The sequence below is a fragment of the Streptococcus suis genome (assembly GCF_016743335.1).
Taxonomy (GTDB): Bacteria; Bacillota; Bacilli; order Lactobacillales; family Streptococcaceae; genus Streptococcus; species Streptococcus suis_Y.
In genome coordinates this window covers 13753-26723 of the sequence record NZ_WCJE01000010.1, presented here as the reverse complement: position 1 = coordinate 26723, position 12971 = coordinate 13753, and the positions used below count along the sequence as shown (strand labels likewise).

7 protein-coding genes are annotated in these 12971 nt (G+C 43.6%); all 7 read right to left on the bottom strand.

The genetic code is table 11. The annotated features are described in order from the left end of the window. Positions 1 to 4 precede the first annotated feature (4 nt). The 7 genes from F9856_RS04435 to F9856_RS04405 all read right to left on the bottom strand — a co-directional run bounded on the left by F9856_RS04435 (position 5) and on the right by F9856_RS04405 (position 12936). Complete coding sequence (locus F9856_RS04435; RefSeq protein WP_024377630.1) at positions 5 to 670, bottom strand: 3-keto-L-gulonate-6-phosphate decarboxylase UlaD; 666 nt, start codon at positions 668 to 670, stop codon at positions 5 to 7. 12 nt (positions 671 to 682) lie between these two features. Next, positions 683 to 1168 (bottom strand): PTS sugar transporter subunit IIA, encoded by a 486-nt coding sequence (locus tag F9856_RS04430; RefSeq protein ID WP_024377629.1) that lies wholly within the window; start codon positions 1166 to 1168, stop codon positions 683 to 685. 62 nt (positions 1169 to 1230) lie between these two features. Further along, positions 1231 to 1509: a PTS sugar transporter subunit IIB gene (locus F9856_RS04425; RefSeq protein WP_009910950.1), complete on the bottom strand. Its 279-nt coding sequence runs from the start codon at positions 1507 to 1509 to the stop codon at positions 1231 to 1233. 85 nt (positions 1510 to 1594) lie between these two features. Next, on the bottom strand, positions 1595 to 3043 hold the full coding sequence (locus F9856_RS04420) for a PTS sugar transporter subunit IIC (RefSeq protein WP_099811511.1): 1449 nt from the start codon (positions 3041 to 3043) through the stop codon (positions 1595 to 1597). A gap of 230 nt (positions 3044 to 3273) precedes the next feature. After that, complete coding sequence (locus F9856_RS04415; protein ID WP_202105875.1) at positions 3274 to 9582, bottom strand: pullulanase; 6309 nt, start codon at positions 9580 to 9582, stop codon at positions 3274 to 3276. A gap of 285 nt (positions 9583 to 9867) precedes the next feature. Then, positions 9868 to 10809: a LacI family DNA-binding transcriptional regulator gene (locus F9856_RS04410; RefSeq protein WP_002939863.1), complete on the bottom strand. Its 942-nt coding sequence runs from the start codon at positions 10807 to 10809 to the stop codon at positions 9868 to 9870. 270 nt (positions 10810 to 11079) lie between these two features. Beyond that, entirely contained in the window at positions 11080 to 12936 is a 1857-nt protein-coding gene (locus F9856_RS04405) for an LPXTG cell wall anchor domain-containing protein (RefSeq protein WP_202105873.1), read from the bottom strand. Between the last annotated feature and the right edge of the window lie 35 nt (positions 12937 to 12971).

Here is a 12971-nt window from a genome sequence, read left to right as displayed (position 1 = left end):
GGCTTTACCCCCAGATACGACGGATTTCGTCTTTGAATTCACGTGCCGCTGCTGCTGGATCTGCTGCTTCTGTAATACCGCGACCTGCGATAAAGGTGAAGACTTCTACACCCTCAAAGAGTTTGAGTGTATCCACATCAAGACCACCTGTTACAGAAACACGGAAGCCCATGTCAACCAATTTTTTCACTTTATTGAGGTCTTTTTCGCCCCACGTTTCGCCAGCAAGAAGGGCGTCACGAGATTGGTGGTAAATCGCTTGGGAAATACCTGCGTCCAACCAGAGTTGAGCCTGTTCAAACGTCCAATCACCGTAGAGCTCGATTTGGATTTCACCCTTGTCACCACGCACTTCCTTGATAGCCTTCAAAGCAGCTTCCATGGTTGGAATGGTCGCAGAACAAATACAAGTCATCCAGTCCGCACCACGAACGGCATTGTTTTTAGCCACCGTACCACCAGCATCCGCACACTTGGTATCTGCAACGATAATCTTGTCTGGGAAAAGGCTGCGAAGAACTTCCACCAATTCGCTACCAACTTGGAGCAAGCAAACCGTACCTGCTTCAATCACGTCAACTTCATGACCAACAGACACAGCTGCCTTAATCGCTCCCTGCAAATCTGAGTGATCCAATGCAACCTGTAAATTTGGGATATGTTTTGTCATCTTTTCTTCCTCCTAGCTATCCAAGTCTAAACCTTCTAAATATGGGCTATTTTTTGATTCTTCCACCATTGCCAATACTTCTTCTGGAGTTTTGCAGGCAATCAAACGCTCGATTGAATTTTCCAATTCGAAGAGGGCGATAATCTGCGGAATAGCTACTGAAGTATGGATTTTTGGATCTGTCGCAGCCAAGGTCAAGAGGACGGAAACTTCCTTACCGTCTGAAAAGGCTACTGGTTTTGTCAAGGTAATCAAGGCAAAGGAATCTTTCAAAACACCGACACCAGCCTGGGCATGTGGCATAGCCATACCTGGCATGAGCACATAATAGGGACCATATTCTTCTGTCGATGCAATGATGGCATCATAGTATTCTTCTGTCGCAGCACCACTTTCAATCAAGGGCTCAACAGCCTTGTGAACAGCTTCCTGCCAGGTTTCCGCTGTCAATCCCAAGCGAATGGAATTATTTTCCGTAAATGATTTTTGTAAATTCATAGTTTTTCCCTTCTACACGCTATATGAAAGGGGGAGGGAGACTCCCTACCCCTAACGACTATTTATAGCACTGCTTGTAATTTTGTTTTGATTTCGTTGTCGTCCATGAGGTTATCAAGACCAACCAAATGACCTTTCGTGCGACCTTCCAACTCAGAAATCAAGTGATTTGAAGCAACTACGATATCATATCCTGCCGCTAAACCTTTTGCTTCACCGACTGAGCAAGAAGCTGATTGAAAATCTGTTACGCCAAGTTGACGAAGGGCGTTTTCTACCTTCATCTTGATGACCATAGATGAACCCATGCCGTTTCCACAGGCTGTTAAAACTTTAACCATCTTATTTTCTCCTTGTTTTTTATAAAATATATTTTGTTGTTTTTCTTAATGAACCAAGTAATAAAAGATAAACTGGATGACGATGTTAGTCCGCTTGCGCCTCACCGCGATAGTAAGCTTCCTTATCTTTTGCTTTCGCAAATTGAAGTTGCGGAATAGCCAATAAGAAGAGGCAGACAAGAACATAACCAGCAATACCTAGGTACTTAAATGCAAATCCAAATGGTAACCATGGCACTTCAAAGTCAATGTTTCCGTGGTAACCACCGCTCAATTCAAGCAAGCCGACGCAGACTGCACCAAGGGCAACTTGAAGGACACCTGAGATGAAAGAAAGGATGGCTGCTGCTTTCCAACCACCACGTTTGTCAGCGTAAACTGCGATAGCTGCGTTATCGAAGAATACAGGTACAAAACCAGTGATGATGAGGATTGGGCTCTTGAAGACAATCAAGAGAACGATTGTAATCAACTGACCGATTAAACCGAAAGCAAAACCTGAAAGAACTGCGTTAGATGAACCAAAGCCGTAAGAAGCTGCAACGTCCACCGCTGGGAATGAACCAGGAAGCAATTTGCTTGAGATACCTTGGAAGGCATTTGTCAATTCTGCTACGAACATGCGGACACCTTGCATCAAAATGAAAAGATATACTGAGAAGGTGAAGGCTGTTTGTAAAACATACATGAAGAAATCTTGTTTGGCTGGGTTGTATGGAGCACCTGAAGTGATCACTTCTGGGTTTGCCATGATTTCTGGACCCAAGATGAACAAAATCACACCGAAGAACACAAGCATCAATGTCGCTGAAGCAACAACTGTATCGTGGAAGATGTTGAGGAAGCTAGGTAGCTTCAAGTTATCCAAGTTTTCTTCTTTTTTACCAAGTTTTGGTGCAATCTTATCGACAAACCAGATTGCGAATTGTTGTTGGTGACCGATGGCAAATCCACCGCCACCTGTCAATCGTTGGGTTGGCTCAACTGTCATGTTTGAGCTGACAGCCCAGTAAATACCACAGATGATACCAATCGCTGCTGTACCAAATTGATTGCGAAGAGCCGGGATAAGGAAGAGCACCATCAATGAGACTGTTGCCGCTTGTTGTACCATGATGTGTCCAGTGATGAACAGAGTACGTACTTTGGTAACCTTACGTAGTGCCACCAAGAGGATGTTGACACCGAAACCAATCAAGAGAGCTGTTGTAGCTGCCGATACGAAATCAGGAAACTCTTCAGCAATTTTTCCGTTTGCTGCCGCAAGACCGAAGTAAGGGTCAATAACTGCCGCATCGATTTGGAACTTGTGGTTCAAGGCTGCCAAGATTGGACGGAAGGTTGTTACCAAGCCTCCAGCAGCTACGTTCAAAATCATGTAGCCAACCGTCGCTTTGATAAACCCTGCAAAAACATCATGAGGCTTTTTCTTTAAGAGGGCATAGCCCACCAATACCAAAAGACCTACGAAGAAGGCTGGATTCTGCAGGATATTCTGTGAGAACCAGTTTAATGGGGTTTGAAGGAAATCCATTTTTCATTCTCCTTTTTTGAAATGATTTTTATGGTTTTATTATAAGTTATGTAAGCGGAAACAAAAAGACCAAATAAAGCACAGGCTTGTGTTCACTCTTGGACTATTTACCAAAGTTTTTATTGACTACTTCTAAATCGTAAAATTTAAAAGACGATTTGGTTTCTGCCCACAAAATAAAAAAGAGGTCAAGAACCATAGGGTCCCTAACCTCTTGGGAGGAAAGCATACTATTCTTCTGATTTTTTAGTTCTTCCTTGCGCAGCAACTGTCAAACCAAGTCCAGCAAGTCCGAGACTTAGAAGTGCCAAATCACTTTGATGGTCACCTGTAGCTGGTAGGCTTTCTTTGGTTGATGTACTTGTAGTTTGTCCAGACACTTGAGCTGGTGGAGTAGAGAGACTTGGTTTTTCAGCCTCTTTCTTAGCCTCCATACTGCCTTTCACAACAATACGTGTTTCGCTATCAACAACTGTTTCTGATAACAGATTTGTTGCTGCTACCTTGCCGTCAACCAAGACATCTTGATAAACCAAGACTCGCTTACCTGCCTTACCTTCTTGAAGCACATAAGATTGACCTTTTGCAAGACTTGCATCATAGCGAATTTCCTCTACGATAGGAAGAATTTTTTCCTCTGTACGTTCCTTGGTAGTAAAGTCTAGACTTGGTTTTTCTTCAGCAGTAGGCGCTATATCTGGAACTGCCGTAGTGATGTAAGGCAAGCGAATCACCGTTGCAGTCAACGGTGCAAGCACAACTGCATCATCTGTCAATGTCACACCTACCAAATCAGTCAGCGCTACTATTCCAGCCCGCTTACCATCGACTAGCACTTGCCCCTTAAGCAATTCTTTGTAACTATCAGAAAGAACAAAGCTGCGCTCCTTGCTGTCGGCGTTAACAAAGACAGCATATCGATCACCGTTGCTTGCAATGGTTTGATAGGCAATGACCACATCATTTTTGGCAATGCCATTTTGACCTGGAATTGAAATCAAGCTAACCTTCTGTTCAACTTCTTCTTTTGTTCCCAAACGGAAGGCATCTGTTGATTTGCGCAAGGCAATCAATCCTTTTGTAAAGGCCTGAGTACGGGTATTCTCTGGATAGAGCGCCTCATCTGTCGCTTTGGTCCAGTCAAACTTGTTGACTGCATCCGATGAATCGTAAGAATCATGAATGTAGTATGGGTAATCAAATGGTGTACCATCAGCATTTGTCAACAAATGAGCTTTGTTTGGTACCTTGTCCTCTGTAACTGGCTCCTTGTAATCAGGATGGCGGAACTGTTTGGTCCGTCCATACTCCTGACCAGAATGGATAAACGGTGTCCCTTGAGCAGTCAAGACTAGCAAATTACCCAAGCGTTGACGTTGGTGAATTTCAGTATAGTTTTCAGCGATTGATGGATCCTTCTTGATGGACTGAGCGATAATATCAAATAGGGTCAAGTTATCATGCGCAGCAATATATTGGATCACATCACCTGGATCATCTGCCAAGAAGTTGCCTGGTTGTGCCTTGATGTTATTGAAGACAGACTCAACACTCTTAGCACCGCCTGTGATAAAGGCTGGCTGACCTTCGTTTGGATAACCAGATTTAAGTGTGTTACGAATCTCATCTGAGAATACCGCAACAGTATCTGTTGAACTCATCCAGTCTTGGTCCGCTGGCTGAACAGGCTGATTGGCATCACCTGTAAAGGTTCTCCATCCTTCACCAAGCATAATAATGTTTGGATTGAGTTTTTGAGCTTCAGTAAAGGCCAGCTCAATTGCTTCGGCATCATGGTCACCCATCATATCGAAGCGGAAACCATCTACCTTAAACTCATCCACAAGATACTTGATGGAATCAACTAAGACACGACGGCTCATGTAGTGAGTAGTTCCCAGACGACCACCACCAAAGCTTGATTTAGCCGTACCATCTGCCTCCATGAAGTGGTAATAGTTTGGCTCTAAATCTTCAAACAAGAAGGTCTTAGAAGTGTGGTTATAGACCACATCCAAAATCACACCCATGCCTTGTTTGTGGATTTCATTGACCAGGTTTTTGAACTCTTCGATGCGTTTCATTGGATCGGTCGGATCTGTAGAATACATACCTGTAAAGGCAAAGTAGCTCTGTGGATCATAGCCCCAGTTGTAGTTGCTGTTGCTAGAAGCGTACTCGCTCATCCGCTCTGCATTTTTCAATTCATTGACATAATAGTAGCTCATAACTGGGAGCAGCTGAATATGGGTCACACCCAAGTCTTTAAGGTAGCTGAGTCGCTCTGCAAAGGCCGCAAAGGTACCGAACTGAGCTGTCAATTCATCAGAAATAGCAGGGTCTGATGTGAAGTCACGAACATGGGCTTCATAGATAATGGCATCTTCACGCTGATTGAAGTTAGGAATTGTGGCATAGCCCAAGCCACTTGAACCAACTTCTGATGGATCCACAATCGCAGCTTTTGCAATCCGATAAGATGGATCTGTATCTGCCAAATCACTATTCCACTCAGCTAAAGACTTAGCATATGGGTCCAAGACCAGAACAGCTTGATCTCCACGAGTGATTTCATAATGGTAGTAGTAACCACGATAGTCCGCGATACCAAGACCTGATTGACTGTTCAATTCGAGGTCCCATTGTCCCTTATCGCCCTTGGTCATGGCCAATTTGCCGACCACCTTAGACTGGTCATCCTTATCATAAAGAACAACTGCTACACTGTCTGCACTTGGAGACCAGAGAGTCATATCAACGACACTACCAGCCTGACGCACACGCGCACCAAGTTCTCCATCGTAAGCATAGAGCTCATCCTTCAATTGCCAGCTCATAGTTGTTGTGAAGCTATCAGTGCCATATTTGAGGGTATAGCCCGCATTTTCTTGGTTGAAATCCCCGAGGACTCGCAGCTTGTTGCTAGCAAGGTCCAAGACAAGGTCCGTCACAGCAACTGTCTGGCCATTTTTATCTGTTACAGACAATTTCTCCAAGATGCTATCCTTATCCGCACCTTCCAGCGTTGTAAAGGCTGCTTCTAAAGCTGTTAGGCTAACGTGAGAAACACCTGTCACACGGACATTGTTGACAAAATAAGGGTTGGTGTAAATAGTCGCATCATCATCCTTGAGGAAGATTTGTGTCTGATTTTTCAAATCTTTAAAGCTATAATCTTTCTGCTGAATCTTCACATCATCTCCTGACTTGCTTTCATCCAATAGCAGGAAGCCAATGGAACTTGGTAAATCTGTCAATTTAACATCGATATAGGCACCATACTTGCCTTGGTTTTCAAAATCAATACCATTTGGCCAGTCACCCAAGGCAACATCAGTCACATCTCCCCAGATCCAGAGACCTTTTTGATCATAATTGCCATCGGTACGGGAGTAATTGATACGGATGTAGCCTTCTTTAAGCGGTTGATAAAGGCTGAGTTGGTAGTTTTCATCAAACCAAGCTTCATTCATCTTGGTGCTAATCCGTTCAATTGTCTTATCACCTGTGATGTTCTCACCAGAAGTGTTATTAATCAACAGACTAATCTTGCTGGCCGTTTCATCTTTCATCTTGATATCCAGATAATAGCCATAGTCATCCTGTTTAGCCGTGCTGAAATTGGTTGCACCTATTGGCCAGGCACCAACATCTGACGATGGTTTTTCGACATCATCCCATGTCCATAAACCTAGACTAGATAAATTATCAGATGGTAGAGTTTTAAAGTGAACACGTAAGTAGCCTGCTTCAATTGGTTCTTCAGTTGCTCCTTGCACACTTGCATTGACGATGTCACCTGCTTGAGTCTGAAGGAGCATGGTGCCACCTTGAGCCATAGTCGGAAGTTCGACTTGAACAACCCATTTACCGTCTTTCTCGATAGCTTGATACGTTTTTCCTGTGTAGGCATCTGTAACAACCACATCTTTACCAGATACTTCAATCGCCATTTCCTTGCTCTCGGTATTGGTTGAGAAGACAAGATAGGCAGCTTGATCTTGGTAACTGCGTTTGCTGATAAGCCAACCTTGGCTATCATTTCCAGCAAGGGTGCTTGTATCACCACGTGAGAGCAATGTTGAATTGGCATTACGGAAAGCCAACAATTTTTGGTAATGGTCCTCTATGTCACTTGTCTCTACCTTGCTCCAATCGAAATCGTACCGGTTGTCATAAACTGGCCAGTTGTTTTGTCCAGATTGCCCCAATTCTTCACCGTAGTAGATGACTGGCTGGCCTTTTGCAGTAATCAAGAGACTGGCAGCCAATTTCAGTTTATCCAGATTTCCTTCTTTTTCTGCACCACCGAGACTGTAGAGGAAACCATCTTCGTCATGACTGCCCAAGAATTGACCTAGAGAAGCTGCACTAGTCAGAACCTTGCTACGTTCTTCCAGCTCTTTTCCAGCTGCTTTTAGTTGACCATTGACTAGATATTTGGCAATATCCTTGAAGCCAAAGTCCAACAAGCTATCCATAGTACCGATACCCAAGTCACCCTTGGTATCCTTATAATTCGCTCCCCATGTTTCCCCAATCAAGTGGAAGTCAGGGTCTCTATCCACCAATTCATTTTTGAAATGTTGCCATGTGGTATCGTCAACGTGTTTGACTGTATCGACACGGAAAGCATAGATAGAGTTGCCCTTGGCAGTTGTTGAACGTTCCAACCAAGATGCCTGCCAAGCAACCAACTGATTGCGAACAGCTACTTCTTCTGTCTTGAAGTCTGGTAATCCAGATAATGAGCCTAATTGATCATCTCCCTGCTTGTCTTCTTCCTTAGTCCGTACCATACCTGCAAAGGTTTCTTCTGTACCATAACCAGCATGGTTAAGAACCACATCGACAACAATGTTTATTCCTTTTTCTGCCGCGGCATCAATCAATTCGTGGAAATCAGCTAAACTTCCCAAATGCGGATTTAGTTTCTCAAAATTGGATGCCCAGTAACCATGATAAGCATAGTACTCTCCATCTTTTACGCTACCAACATTCTGTGGAATATTTTCCACAATCGGAGTCAACCAGATAGAGTCCACACCCAATTCTTTCAGATAGTCCAGCTTGGCTGTCACTCCTTTGAAGTCACCGCCCTGGTAAAGACCGCGTGGGTTGGTGACCGTTCCTTCCACCAGCTTATCATTGCTGGTGTCTCCATTATAGAAACGGTCTGTCATCATAAAGTAGATGACTTGCTCGTCCCAGTCTTTTTCACCATCTGCCTTGATACGCTCTATAATGGTCACATCTAATTTTGTTTCATAGTAGCCGTTATCCTTGTCATAGACCTTTACAGGAAGACTATATGTACCTGGCGTTGTGCTAGATGTCGCTTTAATGGTCACACGATTGAGCTCAGTAGAGATTGGCACAAGACCTCCGCCGATGGCACTTGCATCAACTTCCATTTTGACAATCTCAGCATTTTCAGGATTGGTGACAGTTACAGATACCAAGCCACTTTCATTGTAGTTGAATGGTGCTTTGCTACTAGCCTCAAGTGTCACATTTTTTGTACCCGGAGTCGCTTTACTTGTATCGAGTTCTACTTTCTCTTCAATAAAATATGGATTGGTATAGACTTTGTCGTCGTCATTGCGAAGGAAAATTTGGCTATGCCGTTTACGATCTGCAAAAGCTAAATCAATCGATTTATTGCCAGCAAGATCTGGATTATTCTGATTGATTAGTAGAAATCCAAGCTTAGAATCTAAACCGTTCGAGAGGGGAATGTCGACATAGGCGCCGTATTTGCCAAGTTTAAAATCAACGGCACCTGCTGGCCAGCCGCTACTTGCTTCAGTCGTATCGCCCCAAGTCCAAACGCCCCAACCTTCATAATTGTTGTCTTCACGTGTGTAGTTGATACGGAGGACATTTTCATCTTTGAGTGGCTCATAGCTAGAAACAGTATAATCGCTAGCAATCCAAGCCTCATTTTGTTCCGGAACAAGAAGCTCCACTTTTTGGTCCGATTCTGTTATTTTTTCCCCATTCTTGAGAACCAGATAGCCAATCGTTCCTGGTGTCTCAGATTTTTTAATATCAACGTAATGACCGTAGTCATCTACCTGACTGCTTGAAAAATTCGCTGTATCCGTTGGCCACTGATTACCATCGGACGGCTCTGCCACTCCTCCCCAAGTCCAAAGTCCTTGACTTCCTGGTGCTGTTTCATCTACATTTTCAAAGTGCAGACGAATGCTACCTTCTTCAATTGGTGCTTCCTCTGGAGCAGTTGCATCGGCTGTTTCTGTTACCGCTGTCGCTTCAGCTACTATAGAATCTGTAGCTTCTATCGCAGTTGTGGTCGCTTCTACCGCGCCGCCATCCTGTTCCGAAAGAATCGTTGAACTAGTTGACGCAGGGAGGACAACTTCCTCTGCCTGCACTAGTTGACCTGCTCCACTTAAAAACAGAGCAGCCGCAATCCCAACAGAGGCTACACCTACATTTAGTTTACGAATGCCAAAAATCTGTTTCTTCTCTAGCATCCCTGTTCGTTTCATATTCTGAACGGATTTCTTTTTCATAGACTCCTCCATATAATACTCAATGAAAATCAAAAACAGACTAGGCGACGCAGATGCAGATAGAACTGAAGTTCATTAAATCAAGTCAACAACGTCTGATTTTGATTTTCGAAGAGTATAAATAAGTTTGAATTGTACACTACCAGTATATACAATTCCAAGGAGTTTTTGCAAACGTTTTCTCGAATGTTAGCGGTAACAAGTTTTGGGCTACTATCTAACAAGAATAGAATAAATAGCTCCCCCTTCTTTTGCTCCTAGACCGCCCACTGACCAAAAAAGAGACTACTGAGGTGTAGTCTCCCTTTCAATTAAGGTTGCCTGGCAGTAATGCCCCTGTCTAGCCAGAGGCTTGCCATCCAATATCGTCATTAAATGTTTGACGCTAAGAGCCCCCATTTGACGAATCGGCTGCTTCATCGTCGTCAAGGCTGGTCTGGACATCCTATCTAAAAAGAAGCCGTCAAAACCAATCACCCCAACGTCATTCGGAATAGACTTTCCTAGAGCTTGTAAACCTCTTGTAACCCCAAGAGCGAGACGATCCGATGCGCAGATAAAGCAGGTGTTTTCTGGTAAATAATCAAGATTTTTCACAAATTCTTCCGCAACACGAGAACGATTTTCCAATCGATAGAGATGAGTTTCTCGGCCCTGCATCGCATCTTTGTAGCCTTCTTCTCTCCCTTTTTCAAAGGCTTCTGGCAAGTCAATCCCTACAAAAACAATCCTCTCATAACCTTTTGATAAAGCAAACTGGGTTGCGGACCTAGTCGCCAAACGATTGTCTGAATCTACAAAAGGAAGCCCTTCTTGATTCTCTCCAAATAAAATCAATGGCTTCCGCAGCCCTTTCAACCAAGGGTAGTCATCCTTGCGAGCGCCAGTCACGATGTAACCATCACATTGATCAGTGATCTGACTTGGATTGGTCACCAACTGCAAGGTATAATTTCGATGATTGAGCTCATCAGCGATTCCTGCAAGAAGGTCGATATAGTACGGCTCTACCACATCCATCTTTTCGAGAATGACAGCCTGAACAATCAGTGTCCGTTGCTGGGCCAAGGCCTTGGCCGCCACATTTGGCTTATAGTTTAATTCTTCCATCGCAGCAGTTACGAGCGTCCGCAGCTCTTGTGTAACTTGTTCTGGATGGTTGATGACACGCGAAACAGTCATCTTTGATACATTGGCTAACCTAGCCACATCGGCTAATGTCGTCATAGAACTCCTCCCTAATTCTATTTCTGTTGCTTATCTTTTAGCAAGCAAACAGTCAAAATTGTGCAAACGTTTTCTTTAAGTTATTATATCTATTCCTCTGCTAATTGTAAAGGCTTTTCTGTCTTTTTCACTCAGGCATGACAAAAACACTGGCGGCTGCCAGTGTTTTGGGGTTATTTCCTGCTTCAACTAGCCTCGTATGCTGTGAGCAAGTTAGGAAATTGGTTCAATTTGCAATTTTCATCCGTTTTGGTGACCTTCTAAGCCAGACTACTGAGATGATCTATCAGTCCTGCGTCGTGAAATCAGAAGGCTAGATAAACCAATCAGGCCTAAACCGACCAAGCTAAATGAAGGATGTGCTTCGCCAGTAGCTGGAAGAGCTTTTTGGGTCTCTGATGTCTTGGTTTGATTGCTAGGGGGTTGAGTTTCTGAGACTGTTTTCTTTGTTTGCAAGATTGGATCACTTGCTACATCAGTTGCCTTGCTTGTCTTATTTGTTAGAACTGCTCCTGAACCTCCTGTTCCCTGACCTGAGGAAGAATTGGTAGTCGACTTGTCCGTCACTTGATTACTTGAGGCGCTTCCATGTGTGTCACTTGGAAGTGCTGGTGCAGTTGGCTCGCTTGGAGTATCTGTAGTGGCACCGCCACCTGGTTGGGTTGGAGTGTCTGTTTCGCTACCTGTACTTGGTGGGGTTGGTTGCTCAGCATTTTCCTTGTCTTTCAAAACAAGGGCGGCCATGCCATTTTCTATTCTTTTTATATCCTTACGAAATAGATTAAATGAATGGATTGGAGGAGCAAGACTTTCAATCTCTGAGACAATCTCCAATTTCATTGAACTATCTGTCCAGCTACTATGATATAAGTCTAAATAAGAAAACAGTTCTGCAAATATTTCTTGAGATTCTTCTGTATATAGGCTACTATCCAATCGACTAGCTTTATTCAGGGTTTCGTACAACAAAACCTGCTGTTCATAAAAGGCTTTGGATTCTACCTCTGTCATTTTATGGATAGGAAAATTAATATCATGCTTTACCCCAGTCCCAATCTTTTGATATTGGAACACCAGAGCATCCACCATAATTCCTTTGAGTAACTTGGAATTTTTTGCATAATTATATGGAATCGTCCGCTCGCTGGCAGTCCCTGGTACCAGTTCATAACCAGCAAATTCCTTGGCCTTGACAACTAGATTCTCTCCTGGACTAACGGTCAGATAAGCTTCTTCAAGTACACCCTCTTGTGTTCTATACTCAATAGGCACTCCGATCGCCTCTTCTGTAAAGGGAACACAGAGAATGGTAACACTGGTCTTACCAGCCTTGACTTCATCATAGGATAGATTACCAGATCCAAATCTCGTACTAGTATAGCCTTCTGGAATGAAAGTTGCTAAGTCTTGACTCCGACCTTCAAGAATCTCCTTTTGGGAAGTCTCTAAAACCTGACCTGTAACCGCATGGACAAGGGTTACCTGATAGGTCAAGGGAGCTGCCTCTATGGGCTTGTAGTAAAGTAATACTTCCTTCTGTCCTGACTGAATGTCCTCATAACGGATTAACTCGCTAGTAGTTGTTAACCGATAGTAACCATCTATTTCTGGACCACTGACAAACTCAAAACTCCCTCCTTTTAATCCCTGATTTTTTGGAGTAGCAATATCCTGTAGACCTGTGTCCGTTTCAACTACATAGCGGACAGTATAGCTTAGGCTTGGCAAGGTATCAGAAAGTGGTTTATAGTCCTTTCTCTGATAGGTGACAGTATCATAGATTGCAAAGGTGGCATTCAGGTCATCGTAATGGTAGACCGTCTGACCTGATTCTGAACTCACAAATTGATAGTCTGGATAGGCCTGACTGATGTCAATGCTCTCACCTGGTTTCAACTGATAGGTAACTTCCTGCAACCTTTCCTTATCACCAAAATTTTCACCTGTTTTCAGGCTATAATATACTGTCAAACTCCGACTAACCTGCTCCTCTGCCTGTACGACTATCGGTTCCAAGCCTTCTAATCCTTCTGGAACCACTAAACCACCCAAAACAGTGAAAGCTACCAACCCAATACCTAGTTTTGCCCATTTGGCAAGCTGCCTATGTTTACAATGTTCTTTCATTCTACATCCTCCTCGTAGATCATTCTTTTTGGTGT

Bases quoted from the DNA above. Each gene is read 5' to 3' on its own strand.
- F9856_RS04405 (WP_202105873.1), bottom strand. From the start codon at position 12,936: ATGAAAGAACATTGTAAACATAGGCAGCTTGCCAAATGGGCAAAACTA.
- F9856_RS04435 (WP_024377630.1), bottom strand. From the start codon at position 670: ATGACAAAACATATCCCAAATTTACAGGTTGCATTGGATCACTCAGAT.
- F9856_RS04425 (WP_009910950.1), bottom strand. From the start codon at position 1,509: ATGGTTAAAGTTTTAACAGCCTGTGGAAACGGCATGGGTTCATCTATG.
- F9856_RS04430 (WP_024377629.1), bottom strand. From the start codon at position 1,168: ATGAATTTACAAAAATCATTTACGGAAAATAATTCCATTCGCTTGGGA.
- F9856_RS04415 (WP_202105875.1), bottom strand. From the start codon at position 9,582: ATGAAAAAGAAATCCGTTCAGAATATGAAACGAACAGGGATGCTAGAG.
- F9856_RS04420 (WP_099811511.1), bottom strand. From the start codon at position 3,043: ATGGATTTCCTTCAAACCCCATTAAACTGGTTCTCACAGAATATCCTG.
- F9856_RS04410 (WP_002939863.1), bottom strand. From the start codon at position 10,809: ATGACGACATTAGCCGATGTGGCTAGGTTAGCCAATGTATCAAAGATG.